Origin of the sequence: Streptomyces sp. NPDC002825 (assembly GCF_040295385.1) — a bacterium.
Classification (GTDB): domain Bacteria; phylum Actinomycetota; class Actinomycetes; order Streptomycetales; family Streptomycetaceae; genus Streptomyces.
The window spans coordinates 72,170-85,165 of the sequence record NZ_JBEOVH010000021.1; the positions used below are offsets into that span (position 1 = coordinate 72,170).

12 protein-coding genes and 1 pseudogene are annotated in these 12,996 nt (G+C 72.2%); 3 read left to right on the plus strand and 10 right to left on the minus strand.

Going from position 1 to position 12,996, the window contains the following annotated elements; translation table 11 throughout:
- Positions 1-84: 84 nt before the first annotated feature.
- The 8 genes from ABT041_RS24890 to ABT041_RS24925 form a co-directional block, all read right to left on the minus strand.
- Entirely contained in the window at positions 85-1,428 is a 1,344-nt protein-coding gene (locus ABT041_RS24890) for a sulfate adenylyltransferase subunit 1 (protein WP_351187953.1), read from the minus strand.
- Positions 1,428-2,363, minus strand: a complete 936-nt coding sequence (gene cysD / locus ABT041_RS24895; protein WP_351187955.1) for a sulfate adenylyltransferase subunit CysD — start codon at positions 2,361-2,363, stop codon at positions 1,428-1,430. The genes ABT041_RS24890 and cysD overlap by 1 nt, the downstream gene beginning before the upstream one ends.
- Positions 2,360-2,941, minus strand: a complete 582-nt coding sequence (cysC, locus tag ABT041_RS24900; RefSeq protein WP_502976588.1) for an adenylyl-sulfate kinase — start codon at positions 2,939-2,941, stop codon at positions 2,360-2,362. Before cysC ends, cysD begins: the two co-directional genes overlap by 4 nt.
- Positions 2,923-3,630: a phosphoadenylyl-sulfate reductase gene (locus ABT041_RS24905; protein WP_351187959.1), complete on the minus strand. Its 708-nt coding sequence runs from the start codon at positions 3,628-3,630 to the stop codon at positions 2,923-2,925. Before ABT041_RS24905 ends, cysC begins: the two co-directional genes overlap by 19 nt.
- The gene (locus ABT041_RS24910; protein WP_351187961.1) at positions 3,627-3,806 is read right to left on the minus strand and encodes a hypothetical protein; all 180 of its coding nucleotides are present in this window, start codon (positions 3,804-3,806) and stop codon (positions 3,627-3,629) included. Before ABT041_RS24910 ends, ABT041_RS24905 begins: the two co-directional genes overlap by 4 nt.
- The gene (locus tag ABT041_RS24915) at positions 3,803-5,500 is read right to left on the minus strand and encodes a nitrite/sulfite reductase (protein ID WP_351187963.1); all 1,698 of its coding nucleotides are present in this window, start codon (positions 5,498-5,500) and stop codon (positions 3,803-3,805) included. The genes ABT041_RS24910 and ABT041_RS24915 overlap by 4 nt, the downstream gene beginning before the upstream one ends.
- A 136-nt stretch (positions 5,501-5,636) precedes the next feature.
- Complete coding sequence (locus tag ABT041_RS24920) at positions 5,637-5,720, minus strand: putative leader peptide (protein ID WP_351188065.1); 84 nt, start codon at positions 5,718-5,720, stop codon at positions 5,637-5,639.
- Positions 5,721-5,869: 149 nt separating this feature from the next.
- Positions 5,870-6,439: a GNAT family N-acetyltransferase gene (locus ABT041_RS24925; RefSeq protein ID WP_351187965.1), complete on the minus strand. Its 570-nt coding sequence runs from the start codon at positions 6,437-6,439 to the stop codon at positions 5,870-5,872.
- 372 nt (positions 6,440-6,811) lie between these two features.
- Between ABT041_RS24925 and ABT041_RS24930 the strand changes: the two genes are divergently transcribed.
- A complete protein-coding gene (locus tag ABT041_RS24930; protein ID WP_351187967.1) occupies positions 6,812-7,909 on the plus strand; it encodes a hypothetical protein in 1,098 nt (365 codons plus the stop codon).
- A 10-nt stretch (positions 7,910-7,919) separates the two neighbouring features.
- Here ABT041_RS24930 and ABT041_RS24935 read toward each other — a convergent pair whose 3' ends face one another.
- Both ABT041_RS24935 and ABT041_RS24940 read right to left on the minus strand, forming a co-directional pair.
- Positions 7,920-9,212 (minus strand): helix-turn-helix domain-containing protein, encoded by a 1,293-nt coding sequence (locus tag ABT041_RS24935; protein WP_351187969.1) that lies wholly within the window; start codon positions 9,210-9,212, stop codon positions 7,920-7,922.
- 285 nt (positions 9,213-9,497) lie between these two features.
- A complete protein-coding gene (locus tag ABT041_RS24940; protein ID WP_351187971.1) occupies positions 9,498-11,153 on the minus strand; it encodes an acyl-CoA dehydrogenase family protein in 1,656 nt (551 codons plus the stop codon).
- A 17-nt stretch (positions 11,154-11,170) separates the two neighbouring features.
- Here ABT041_RS24940 and ABT041_RS24945 point away from each other — a divergent pair, with 17 nt between their 5' ends.
- Both ABT041_RS24945 and ABT041_RS24950 read left to right on the plus strand, forming a co-directional pair.
- On the plus strand, positions 11,171-12,295 hold the full coding sequence (locus ABT041_RS24945; RefSeq protein ID WP_351187973.1) for a YihY/virulence factor BrkB family protein: 1,125 nt from the start codon (positions 11,171-11,173) through the stop codon (positions 12,293-12,295).
- A 193-nt stretch (positions 12,296-12,488) separates the two neighbouring features.
- Positions 12,489-12,767 (plus strand): annotated as a pseudogene (locus ABT041_RS24950) (hypothetical protein); the annotation flags it as partial.
- Positions 12,768-12,996 lie beyond the last annotated feature (229 nt).

Here is a 12,996-nt window from a genome sequence, read left to right on the forward strand (position 1 = left end):
ACACCTCCCATGCCCGCACCGAGGGCGCCGGAGCCGACCCGGCCGCCCTCCTTCGCGAAGGTGGCGTAGACGTTCTGTCTCATCTCAGAAATCCCACCCTTCTTCCTCGTCCACCGCGGCGACGGCCTTGGCCGTGGCGAAGGACTCGCCCGCCATGCCGGCCGCGAGCGTCGTGCCGTCCGCGGGGTCGATCAGCAGGAACGATCCGGTACGGCGGGAGTCCGCGTACGCGTCGAGCGCGAGCGGCTCGGCGGTGCGGACCACGACCCGGCCGATGTCGTTGGCGACCAGCTGCCCCGGGTTCGGGTGCTGGGACAGGTCGTCGAGGGTCAGCCGCGAGGGGATGTCCTTGACGATCGCCTTGACCGTGCGCGTGGTGTGCTTGAGCAGGACCCGCTGGCCGACGGCGAGCGGCTGGTCCGCCACGTGGCAGACGGTCGCCTCGACGTCCTGGCTGGTGGCCGGGGCGTCGCCGCTCGGCGCGAGCAGGTCGCCGCGCGAGATGTCGATGTCGTCGGCGAGCCGGATCGTCACCGACTGCGGGGCCCAGGCGATGTCCACCGACTCGCCCAGCGCGTCGATGGCGGTGATCGTCGACTTCTTGCCCGACGGCAGGACGGTGATCTCCTCGCCGACCCGGAAGGCACCGGCGGCGATCTGACCGGCGTAGCCCCGGTAGTCGGGGTGCTCGGCGGTCTGCGGACGGATCACGTACTGCACGGGGAAGCGCGCGTGGCAGGCCGTCAGGTCGTGGCTGACCGGGACGGTCTCCAGGTGCTCCAGGACCGTCGGGCCGCCGTACCAGTCCATGTTGGCGGACGGCTCCACGACGTTGTCGCCGGCGAGCGCCGAGATCGGGATCGCGGTGATCTCCGGAACGCCGAGCTCGGAGGCGTACGTCGTGAACTCCTCGGCGATCGCGGCGAAGACGGACTCCTGGTAGTCGACCAGGTCCATCTTGTTCACGGCGAGGACCACGTGCGGGACGCGGAGCAGCGCGGCGACGGCCGCGTGCCGGCGGGTCTGCTCGACGACGCCGTTGCGGGCGTCGACGAGGACCACGGCCAGCTCGGCGGTGGAGGCGCCGGTGACCATGTTCCGGGTGTACTGCACGTGCCCGGGGGTGTCGGCGAGGATGAAGCGGCGGCGGGGCGTCGCGAAGTAGCGGTAGGCCACGTCGATCGTGATGCCCTGCTCGCGCTCGGCCCGCAGACCGTCGGTGAGGAGCGCCAGGTCGGGCGCCTCCTGGCCACGGGAGCGCGAGGCGTGCTCCACGGCCTCCAGCTGGTCGGCGAGGACCGACTTGGAGTCGTGGAGGAGCCGGCCCACCAGGGTGGACTTGCCGTCGTCGACGGAGCCCGCGGTGGCGAAACGCAGCAGGGTGGTGGCCGCCAGCTGCTCGGACAGCTGCTCGGTGGTCGTGCTCATTAGAAGTACCCTTCGCGCTTGCGGTCTTCCATCGCGGCCTCGGACAGCTTGTCGTCGGCCCGGGTGGCGCCCCGCTCGGTGAGCCGGGAGGCGGCGATCTCGGCGATGACGGCGTCCAGCGTGGTGGCGTCGGAGTCGACGGCACCGGTGCAGGACATGTCGCCGACGGTGCGGTAGCGGATCAGCCGCTTCTCGACCGTCTCCGACTCCTTCGGGCCGCCCCACTCGCCGGCCGTCAGCCACATGCCGCTGCGGGCGAACACCTCGCGCTCGTGGGCGAAGTAGATCTCGGGGAGCTCGATCTTCTCGCGCTGGATGTACTGCCAGACGTCCAGCTCGGTCCAGTTGGACAGCGGGAAGACCCGGACGTGCTCGCCGGGGGCGTGCCGGCCGTTGTAGAGCTGCCACAGCTCGGGGCGCTGGCGGCGCGGGTCCCACTGCGAGAACTCGTCGCGCAGCGAGAACACCCGCTCCTTGGCGCGGGCCTTCTCCTCGTCGCGGCGGCCGCCGCCGAAGACGGCGTCGAAGCGGTGCTGCTGGATCGCCTCGGTCAGCGGGACGGTCTGCAGCGGGTTGCGGGTGCCGTCGGGGCGCTCGCGGAGCTTGCCGGCGTCGATGTACTCCTGCACGGAGGCCACGTGCAGCCGCAGGCCGTGCTGGGCCACGACGCGGTCGCGGTACGCGATGACCTCGGGGAAGTTGTGCCCGGTGTCGACGTGGAGGAGCGTGAAGGGGACCGGCGCAGGGGCGAAGGCCTTCAGCGCCAGGTGCAGCATGACGATGGAGTCCTTGCCGCCGGAGAAGAGGATCACCGGCCGCTCGAACTCGCCCGCCACCTCACGGAAGATGTGGACGGCCTCGGACTCCAGGGAGTCGAGGTGCGACAGCGCGAACGGACTGTCCGTGCTGTCGTGGACGTGGGCAACGGTCGTCATGCCAGGCCCCTCTCGGTGAGCAGCGCGTGGAGCTGCGCCGCGGACTCCTGCACGGTCTGGTTCTGGGACTCGATCCGCAGATCGGGGTTCTCGGGTGCCTCGTACGGGTCGTCGACGCCGGTGAGGCCGGAGATCTCGCCCGCGGCCTGCTTGGCGTAGAGGCCCTTCACGTCACGGACCGAGCAGACCTCGACGGGGGTGGCCACGTGGACCTCCAGGAAGGCGGTGCCCTCGGCCTGGTGGCGCTTGCGGACCGCCTCGCGGCTGTCGTTGTACGGGGCGATGACCGGGACCAGGACCTTCACGCCGTGCGAGGCGAGCAGCTCGGCGACGAAGCCGATCCTCTGCACGTTGGTGTGCCGGTCCTCGCGGCTGAAGCCGAGGCCCGCCGAGAGGAACTCGCGGATCTCGTCGCCGTCGAGGATCTCGGCGCGGTGGCCCTCCTCGCGGAGGCGGCCGGCCAGCTCGTACGCGATGGTGGTCTTTCCGGCGCTCGGCAGGCCGGTGAGCCAGATGGTGGCACCGGTCACGTGGTTCTCCTGGGGTGTCTGAGTGTCCGTCATCCGTGCAGCCCGCATTCGGTCTTGGCCCGTCCGGCCCAGCGTCCGGCCCGGGCGTCCTCGCCCTCCAGGACGCGGCGGGTGCAGGGGGCGCAGCCGACGGAGGCGTACCCGTCCATGAGGAGCGGGTTGGTGAGGACACCGTGCTCCGTGACGTACGCGTCGACGTCGTCCTGCGTCCAGCGGGCGATGGGGGAGACCTTGACCTTCTGCCGCTTCTCGTCCCAGCCGACGACCGGGGTGTTCGCCCGGGTGGGGGACTCGTCGCGGCGCAGGCCGGTGGCCCACGCGCCGTACGCGGTCAGGCCCTCCTCCAGCGGCTTGACCTTGCGCAGCGCGCAGCACAGGTCGGGGTCGCGGTCGTGGAGCTTCGGACCGTACTCGGCGTCCTGCTCGGCCACGGTCTGACGCGGGGTCAGGGTGATGACGTGGACGTCCATGACGGCGTCCACGGCGTCGCGGGTGCCGATCGTCTCCTCGAAGTGGTAGCCCGTGTCGAGGAAGACGACGTCCACGCCGGGCTTGACCCGGGAGGCGAGGTGGGCGACGACCGCGTCCTCCATGGAGGAGGTGACGCAGAAGCGGTCGCCGAAGGTGTCCACGGCCCAGCGGAGGATCTCCAGGGCGGAGGCGTCCTCCAGATCACGGCCGGCCTGCTCGGCGAGTACCTTGAGGTCGGCCGCGGTCGTGTCCTGAGTGACCGTCATATGTGTTCCCTCCCAGTGTTCTTGTCCGAAGTCGCCGGGGCGAGGAGCCCCAGGAACTTCAGCTGGAAGGCTCGACTGCACGCGGCGCATTCCCAGGCGCCGTGGCCCTGCTCGCCCGGACGCAGGTCCTCGTCCCCGCAGTAGGGGCAGTGGAACGGTGCGGCTCGCTCGCTCATGAGAGGGCCTCCTCCGACGCGCGGGCCGCCCAGGTGGCGAAGCGCTCGCCGGTCTCGCGCTCCGCCTGGTAGCGCTTGAGGACCCGCTCCACGTAGTCCGGCAGCTCGGCCGCCGTGACCTTGAGGCCGCGGACCTTGCGGCCGAAGCCGGCCTCCAGGCCGAGGGCGCCGCCCAGGTGCACCTGGTAGCCCTCGACGCGGTTGCCCTCGTCGTCCAGGACCAGCTGGCCCTTGAGGCCGATGTCCGCGACCTGGATGCGGGCGCAGGCGTTCGGGCAGCCGTTGATGTTGATCGTCAGCGGCTCGTCGAACTCGGGGATGCGGCGCTCCAGTTCGTCGATGAGCGAGGAGCCGCGGCCCTTCGTCTCGACGATCGCGAGCTTGCAGAACTCGATGCCGGTGCAGGCCATCGTGCCGCGGCGGAACGGCGAGGGGGTGACGCGCAGGTCCAGCGCCTCCAGGGCGGAGACGATGGACTCGACCTGCGCCTCCTCGATGTCGAGGACGAGCATCTTCTGCTCGGCGGTGGTGCGGACCCGGCCGGAGCCGTGCGCCTCCGCGATCTCGGCGATCTTCGTCAGGGTGGCGCCGTCGACCCGGCCGACGCGCGGCGCGAAGCCCACGTAGAAGCGGCCGTCCTTCTGCTGGTGGACGCCGACGTGGTCGCGCCAGCGGCCCGCGGGCTGCTCGGGGGCGGGGCCGTCCGTCAGCTTGCGCTTGAGGTACTCGTCCTCCAGGACCTGGCGGAACTTCTCCGGGCCCCAGTCGGCGACGAGGAACTTCAGGCGGGCGCGGTTGCGCAGCCGGCGGTAGCCGTAGTCGCGGAAGATCGAGATGACGCCCTCGTAGACGTCGGGGACCTCGTCGAGGGAGACCCAGGTGCCGAGGCGGACGCCGAGCTTCGGGTTGGTGGACAGACCACCGCCGACCCACACGTCGAAGCCGGGGCCGTGCTCCGGGTGCTGCACGCCGACGAAGGCGATGTCGTTGATCTCGTGCGCCACGTCGAGCAGCGGCGAGCCGGAGACCGCGGACTTGAACTTCCGGGGCAGGTTGGAGAAGTCCTTGTTGCCGACGATGCGCCGGTAGATCTCCTCGATGGCGGGGGTGCCGTCGATGATCTCGTCGGCGGCGATGCCGGCCACGGGGGAGCCGAGGATGACACGCGGGGTGTCGCCGCAGGCCTCGGTGGTCGACAGGCCGACCGCCTCCAGGCGGTTCCAGATCTCGGGGACGTCCTCGATGCGGATCCAGTGGTACTGGACGTTCTGCCGGTCCGTGATGTCGGCGGTGCCGCGGGCGAACTCCTCGGAGATCTCGCCGATGACGCGGAGCTGTTCGGTGGTCAGCCGGCCGCCGTCGATGCGCACGCGGAGCATGAAGAACTCGTCGTCCAGCTCCTCCGGCTCCAGGACGCCCGTCTTGGTGCCGTCCAGGCCCTGCTTGCGCTGGGTGTAGAGACCCCACCAGCGCATGCGTCCGCGCAGGTCGTTGGGGTCGATGGAGTCGAAGCCGCGCTTCGAGTAGACCGTCTCAATACGTGTCCGCACATTGAGACCGTCGTCGTCCTTCTTGAACTGCTCATTGCCGTTCAGGGGGGTGAAGTGCCCCACGGCCCACTGACCCTCGCCACGGTGGCGCCCGACCTTGCGGCGGGCGGCGGCGGGAGTGGGGTTTTCCGGAGTGGCGGCCATGGCGTTTCGTCCTTCGGGACTGCGAGAGGGCGGCTCTGACCTGCACACTCGCGCTCAGGTCAGAGGGTGGCGCGTCAGTGCGCAGCAGGGTGGGGCAGAGTCGGGCTTGAAAGAATGCGCGGCGGTGCTGGTTCTCTCAGCGCGCCGAACAGATGGCGCTGGACATGCGGCCGAGGTCGACGTGCCGCCGACTCACCAAGGCAATTCCAGTTCCAGACATGACGGAAGCGTGTCACGGGACTTTGGACGCAGTCCAGCATCGTCCAGGATTTGGACATAGTCGTCTCGGAGGTCGAGACAGTGTGGTGTGGGTCACGCGAAAGGGGCCCCGCTCGGGGCCCCTTCACATGGATCGCGGTCCTGTACGGATCAGACGTACGCGCCCGGCCACGGACCGGGGGTCTCCGCCTCCTCGGCCTCCTCGACCTTGGTGTCGAAGAGCCGGAAGCCGCGCCGCTCGTAGTTGGCCATGGCGTGCGGCCCGTCCAGCGAGCAGGTGTGCAGCCAGACGCGCTTCGTGGCCTCCCGCCCCGGCCAGCGCTCCGCCAGGTCCCAGGCGCGCGCCGTCCCGTAGGAGAGGAGGTGCCCGCCGATCCGGCGGCCCCGGAAGGCCGGGATCAGGCCGAAGTAGACGATCTCCACCACGCCGTCGTCCTGCGGGTCCAGCTCCACGTACCCGGCCGGCGTCCCCTTGTCGTACGCCACCCAGATCTCGGCGCCCGGCTTCTCGACGATCTCCTGCCACTGCTTGTACGTCAGCGACAGTCGGTCCGACCAGCGGATGTCGCCGCCGACCGCCGTGTAGAGGAAGCGGCTGAACTCCGCCGAGGGCACCTCGGCGCGCCGGATCACCACGTCGTCGCCCTCCGGCGGGGTGGCGGGGCGGAGGTCGGACGGCGAGGTCTGTTCGAGGGACCAGGTGGTGAGAGTGATGCTCATAGGGTCATCGCATCATGCGGAGCGGCGGATTCCCACCTTGTTCGGTAGCGGCGGACAGGGTGTCCGCCATGCGGACAGGTCGTGTCACCCCGTGTCCTGCCGGGGCGCGTGACCGGTAGGTGCCCGACCGGTGAGGTGGCTGACCGGTGGGGCGGCCGGCCGTCGAGGCGGCTGAGCGGTGGGGGCGGCTGGCCGGTGGGGCGGGCGACCGGTGGGGCGGCCGGCCGTTGCGGTGCCTGACCGGTGAGGCGTCCGGCCGGCGAGGCGCATGATCTCGGAGGTAATCGACCCCCGTGCCGCCCTCGCGACAGGGTGAGCGCACCGGGACGGCACACGGCCGCACCCGGTGATCGACGACATGAGGGGTGCGACATGGGTACGGGTCGACGTGGTCTGGCGGGCGTCGCGGTGGCGACGGCGATCGTCGCGGGAGCGGCGGTCACCGTGACGACGGCCGAGGCACTGCCGGGCGGAGCGGCCACGATGGCCCGGGGCGACTGCCCGGCGGCGCGGGAGAAGGTCGAGCGGCTGGAGGGGCACATCACCCCGAACGCCTGCGCCTTCATGGAGCGGCAGATCACCTTCGGAGAGATGGCGACCGGCACGCCGCCCGCGCCCGGCGACCTCGCCCACCCCCGGGTCCAGGCCTACCTCGACATCTTCGACCCCGAGGCCACCCTCTGGGAGGCCGGGAGCGCCGCGCAGCGCGGCCGCACCACGATCGGCACCTCCATCACGAACTCCCTGCGCCTCGCGCCCGGCCTCACCTACCGGGGCACGGACGTGGTCGCCGACGGCAGCACCGTGATGTTCGGGCAGTGGAACGAGGTCACCCTCAAGGGCCACACCGTCGCCTATCCGCAGATCGCGCGGAACGTCCTCGGCGACGAGGGCCGCACCCTCCAGGCCCGCCGCTACTACGACCGGGCCGTCCTCTTCCAGGACACCGTGCCGGAGTCGGCGCCCGCGCCGCTCTTCGCGGGCATCACGGACGCGGGAGCAGCCGGCGCCACCGAGGGGGCCGAGGCCGGCTTCCCCGCCGAGGCCGGCTTCCCCGCCGAGGCCGGCTTCCGGGCCCGGGCCGAAGAGGTCCCGGAGCGTCTCGCCGCCTGGAACGCCGGGGACGCCGACGCCCTCCTCGCCCGCACCCGGGGCTCCCGGCTCGACGGACCGGGACTGGCCGCCCCGCTCGCGTCCGAGGCCGGCAAGCGTGCCTACCTGGAGCGCCTCTTCGCCACCGCCGACCTCGACCTCAAGGCGGGCCAGGTCGCCGTCGGCGAGACCACCACCTACGTGGAGTGGCACGGCACCGTCTCCGTACGCGACGGCGAGAGCACCCGCACCGGCATCCCGTTCGGGATCGTGGAGCGCTTCGGCCCCGGCGGGGAGTGGGAGCTGTGCTTCGACACGCTGCCGCTGGTCGCGACCCAGGCCGAGATCGGCGCCCTCTTCCAGAAGCTCGGCTCCTGAGGCCCGCCGGTCAGGCGGGGGTCGCGGCGCGGACGGCGGGGGCGGTGGAGTGGGGCAGCAGGTCTCCCGGGCGCTCCGGGCGCAGCACCTCCACCGCGACCTCCTCGCGGAAGCGGTACGGGCGGTGTGCGAGGACCCCCGCCAGGTTGCGCCGTACCCGGGACATCTCCGCCCGTACGGTCACCGTCCTCGTACGGTCTCCGAACACGTCCTCGGCGAGCTCCGCCGCCGTCCGTCCGTCGCGGTGCAGCGCCAGTACATAGAGGAGCTCCGCGTGCCGGGGGCTGAGCTCCTGCTGCCAGCTGCCCGCCACCCCCGAGACGGCCACCGTCCAGCGGCGGGGCCGGCTCAGGTCCAGGACCACCCGGCTCGCCGCCTCCGAGCCCGGCTCCTCGGGCAGGGTCTCCTCCTCGACCCGCAGCAGCCAGCCGCCCGGCAGCGGCTCCACCGCGCACACGCCGAGCGAGGGCAGCCAGACCCGGCCGGCGCGGAACGACTTCGGCAGCGGGATCCGGTCCGCCGGCGCGAGTCCCGTCACGGCGGCCGTCCAGCCGTGGGCGTCCACCGCGACGGCCCGGCCGCCCACCCGGCACAGGATCGGCGCCGCCACGGCCCGCAGCCGCTCGATCGACCGGTGGTGCCGCTCCCGCATCTCCGCCTCGGCGAGCTGTGCCACCGAGCCGACCAGGGCCAGCATCGCCGGATGGAAGCTGGACGCGGGACCGCTCACGTCCAGGATCCCCAGCAGCCGCTGGTCGCGCGGGTCGTACACCGGCGCGGCGGCGCAGGTCCAGTTGTGCAGCGACTGCACGTAGTGCTCGGCGGAGTGCACCTGGACCGCCCGGCCCATGGCGAGCGCCGTGCCGACGGCGTTCGTGCCGGTGGCGTCCTCGGCCCAGGCCGCGCCCTCCTCCAGACAGATGCTGTGTGCCTTCCGCAGCACGGCGAGGTTCCCCTGGCGCCACAGCACCCGGCCGTGCTCGTCGGTGACCACCATGATCTGGAGGGAGGCGTCGGCGATGCCGGCGAGTCCGCCGCTCAGCGTCTGCATCACCTCGGACAGGAGCGTGGTCCTGCGCCGCTGCTCCAGTTCGTCGCGCTGGAGCAGTACGGTGCTCGTGCTCTGGTCCGGGTCGAGGCCGAGCCGGGCCATCCGCTGCCAGGAGGCGTCGATCACCGGGCGGGGCGCGATCGGGGGCCTGCGGCCCGCCAGGGTCTCCTCGCGCACCCGGTGCAGCAGCCGGGTGGCCTGGGCGGCGTCCATGGAGGCGAGCCGCTTCATGTCGAGCTGCGTGTTGTTCATCGGTCTCTCCCAGCCACCCGGGGTGCTGTATCGGTTCTGCACAGGGCAGATGTCCGGAGTGTCGGTGCCCATCGTGCCGCCCGGGACCCCCCGGCGAGGCCCGGTTCGGGTAATCCTGCAACCCTTTGCAACTCTGGCGACCGACCAGTCCCCTGGGCGAGGGTGGTGCGAGCGGCGGGTGGTGCCGTGTCGGCGCAGCACCACCCCCGCTTTTCCGCGCGTACCGGCCTGATGAGACACCCCCTCAGGTCCACCCCTGGTACGCGCGGCACAGCACTTCCCGGCTCAGAGCGCGACCCGCGCCCGCTCCACGACCGCCCGCAGGTCCAGCGTGTGCGGGAGCGTCCCGAACGCCGCGCCGCCGTCCCCGCCGAGCCGCGCCGCGCAGAACGCGTCCGCCACCTCCGGCGGAGCCCACCGCACCAGCAGCGCGCCCTGCAGCACCAGAGCGAGGCGCTCCGTGAGCCGCCGCGCCCGCGCCTCGACCCCTTCCAGGTCCGCGAGCTCGACGAGCAGACCCCGGATCGCCCGGTCGAGCCGGTGGTCGGCGCCGCGTGCCGCGCCCACCTCCCGGAGCAGCGCGTCGAGCGCGGCGGGCTCGGTCCGCAGCGCCCGCACCACGTCGAGCGCCTGCACGTTCCCCGAGCCCTCCCAGACCGAGTTGAGCGGCGACTCCCGCAGCAGCCGGGGCATCCCGGACTCCTCCACGTACCCGTTGCCGCCCAGGCACTCGAGGGCCTCCGCCACCAGGGGCGTACACCGCTTGGTCACCCAGTACTTCGCCGCCGGAACGGCAATCCGCAGCAAGGCCCGCTCCTGCTCGGAGCCGCCGCCGTCGGAGTCACCGGCGTCGTACGCCGCCGCGAGCCGCATGCCGAGGACGGTCGCCGCCTCCGACTCCAGGGCCAGATCGGCCAGGACGTTGCGCATCAGCGGCTTGTCGACGAGCAGGCCGCCGAAGGCCGAGCGGTACGAGGCGTGGTGCACGGCCTGCGCCACCGCCTGCCGCATCAGCGCCGCCGAACCGAGCACACAGTCGAGCCGGGTCGCCGCGACCATGCCCATGATGGTCCGGATCCCGCGCCCCTCCTCGCCGACGCGGCGCGCCCAGGTCGTGCCGTCGAACTCCACCTCGGCGGAGGCGTTCGACCGGTTGCCCAGCTTGTCCTTGAGGCGCTGGATCGCGAAGGCGTTGCGCGAGCCGTCCGCGAGCACCCGGGGGACGAGGAAGCAGGTCAGGCCGGCCGGGGCCTGCGCGAGGACGAGGAAGGCGTCCGACATCGGCGCCGAGCAGAACCACTTGTGCCCGGTCAGGACGTACTCGCCGTCGGCCGCGAGCGGCCGGGCCTCCGTCGTGTTCGCCCGGACGTCGCTGCCGCCCTGCTTCTCCGTCATGGCCATGCCGAGCAGCGCCCCCGGCTTCTCCGCGACGGGACGCAGCGCCCGCTCGTACACGTGCGAGAGCGCCGCCGGCTCCCAGACCGCCGCGAGCTCCGGCTCGGCGCGCAGCGCGGGCACCGCCGCGTGCGTCATCGACACCGGGCAGCCGTGCCCCGCCTCCCCCTGCGAGGCCACCAGGAAGCCGGCGGCCCGCCGCACATGACCACCCGGACGGCCCCACGCGTGCGTGAGCCCGGCCGACACGGAGCGGCCGAGGAGCCGGTGCCAGGCCGGATGGAACTCGACCTCGTCGATCCGGTGCCCGTACCGGTCGTGGGTCAGCAGCCGGGGCGGGTGCGCGTTCGCCTGCTCGCCCCACTCCCGTACCTGAGCCGAACCGGTCGCCCGGCCGAGCAGGCTCAGCTCGTCGCGCGCCTCCGCGAGGAGCTCCGGCGCGAGGTGCCTCTCGACCGCCTCCGACAGCGCCCGATCGCTCGTGAAGACGTCATATCCGACCAGGGGAGGGGCCTGATTGGTCACGGTGTGGGTGCTCGGTGCCATGCCGATACGGTAAGCAGGTGCAGGCAGCAAGCGAAACACCCGAACGGCCCGAGCGGCGGCCCTGGAGCAGGCTCCACCGCGCGCGCGTCCTCTACCGCAACGTCTCGAAGCGGAAGATGGTCTGGCTGCTCCTCAAGGACACCGTCAACTCGTGCATCGAGTACCGGATCCTCGGCCTCGCCGCCGAGGCCGCGTTCTTCACGCTGCTGTCCCTGCCACCGCTGCTGCTCGGTCTGATCGCCGTCCTCGGCTACGCCGACGACTGGACCAACACCGACACCGTCGCCAGCATCCGGGAGAACATCCTCCACGCGGCCGGCACGGTCCTCTCCGACCGGGGCGTCCACGAGATCGCCGAGCCGCTCCTCGACGACATCACCCAGGGCAAACGGCCCGAGCTGATCTCCCTCGGCTTCGCCATCGCCCTCTGGTCCGGCTCGCGCGCGGTGAACGTCTTCATCGACACCATCACCGTCATGTACGGACTCGACGGGCACCGCGGCATCGTCAAGACCCGGCTCCTCGCCCTGCTCCTCTACATCATCGCGCTGCTCATCGGGGCCGTGGTGCTGCCCCTCGCGGTCGTCGGCCCCGACCGGGTCGTCGAGCTCGTCCCCTGGGGCACCGAGGTCGTCGCCGTCCTCTACTGGCCGGTCGTCACGCTGCTCTCCGTCGCCTTCCTCACCACGCTCTACCACGTGTCCGTGCCCGTCAGATCTCCGTGGATCGAGGACATCCCCGGCGCGCTCGTCGCGCTCGGGATGTGGGTCCTCGGCAGCTTCCTGCTGCGGATCTACCTGACCAGCCAGGTCGAGGGCCCGACGATCTACGGCTCCCTCGCCGCCCCCATCGCCGTCCTCCTCTGGATCGGCATCTCGGCCTTCGCGGTCCTCGTCGGCGCCGCCGTGAACGCCGCCATCGACCGCGTCTGGCCCTCCGTCGCCACCGCCGCCGCCCGCGAGGCCAACGAACGCGCCCGCGCCGCCCAGGCCGCCGAACTCGTCGCCCGCGTGCGGGCCGAGGCGGAGGACGTCGACGAGGACGACCCGGACATGCCGTCCGAGTTCCCGGAGCGCTGGTCGAAGTTCCTGCCCCCGGACGACGTGAAGTCCCGCCTCCACTCGGGCTGGGAGAAGGACTGACGGCCGCCCCGGGGCGCAGGGCCTCCTGGAGGAGCCTGCGCGGGGCCGCCGACGTCTTCGCGCGCTGAAGGCCCTCCTCGCCCGGGCCCCCGGACCGCGGTGGCCGCCCTGCTGTTCCGGCAGGCCTCGTACCTCGGGGCGCACCAGCACCGCCGTCGACGCCCCCAGCCTGCCCACCGCACCCTGCCCCGCCGTGGCCGGGCTGTGCGACATCCGCGTGTACGTCGTCGGCGGCTCCTTCAGCGACACGGTGCAGGCGTACAGCCCGGCCACCAACACCTGGCGGACGCTGCCCTCCCTCAGCACGAAGCGTGACGCTCCCGGCGCGGCGACCGCGCCCTGCCCCCGCTCCGTGCCGGGCCTGCGCGGCATCTGCGTGTACGCCGTGGGGGGCTTCGACCCCGACGGCTCCGGCGAGGGCATCCTGGACAGCGTCGAGGCGTACAGCCCGGCGACGAACACCTGGCGTCCGGTGGCCTCCCTCGACGCCCCGCGCGTGGCCCTCGGCGCGACGGCCGCGCCGTGCCCGGCGAGCGTCACCGCGGACCGCTCGTGCGTCTACGCCCTCGGCGACCAGGACGACAACACCTTCAAGGGAGCCACGGAGAGCGGGGCGTCCTCCGCGCGAAGCGCCCACGAGTGCCGCGAAAAGACGCCCCCGACGAGCGGTCGGTGGCCGCGAGAGAGCAGCACTATGTCAA

What these genes read in the sequence shown, in the direction of transcription:
- ABT041_RS24890 (WP_351187953.1), bottom strand. Translation starts at nt 1,428, where the DNA reads ATGAGCACGACCACCGAGCAGCTGTCCGAGCAGCTGGCGGCCACCACC.
- cysD (WP_351187955.1), bottom strand. Translation starts at nt 2,363, where the DNA reads ATGACGACCGTTGCCCACGTCCACGACAGCACGGACAGTCCGTTCGCG.
- cysC (WP_502976588.1), bottom strand. Translation starts at nt 2,941, where the DNA reads ATGCGGGCTGCACGGATGACGGACACTCAGACACCCCAGGAGAACCAC.
- ABT041_RS24905 (WP_351187959.1), bottom strand. Translation starts at nt 3,630, where the DNA reads ATGACGGTCACTCAGGACACGACCGCGGCCGACCTCAAGGTACTCGCC.
- ABT041_RS24910 (WP_351187961.1), bottom strand. Translation starts at nt 3,806, where the DNA reads ATGAGCGAGCGAGCCGCACCGTTCCACTGCCCCTACTGCGGGGACGAG.
- ABT041_RS24915 (WP_351187963.1), bottom strand. Translation starts at nt 5,500, where the DNA reads ATGGCCGCCACTCCGGAAAACCCCACTCCCGCCGCCGCCCGCCGCAAG.
- ABT041_RS24920 (WP_351188065.1), bottom strand. Translation starts at nt 5,720, where the DNA reads ATGTCTGGAACTGGAATTGCCTTGGTGAGTCGGCGGCACGTCGACCTC.
- ABT041_RS24925 (WP_351187965.1), bottom strand. Translation starts at nt 6,439, where the DNA reads ATGAGCATCACTCTCACCACCTGGTCCCTCGAACAGACCTCGCCGTCC.
- ABT041_RS24930 (WP_351187967.1), top strand. Translation starts at nt 6,812, where the DNA reads ATGGGTACGGGTCGACGTGGTCTGGCGGGCGTCGCGGTGGCGACGGCG.
- ABT041_RS24935 (WP_351187969.1), bottom strand. Translation starts at nt 9,212, where the DNA reads ATGAACAACACGCAGCTCGACATGAAGCGGCTCGCCTCCATGGACGCC.
- ABT041_RS24940 (WP_351187971.1), bottom strand. Translation starts at nt 11,153, where the DNA reads ATGGCACCGAGCACCCACACCGTGACCAATCAGGCCCCTCCCCTGGTC.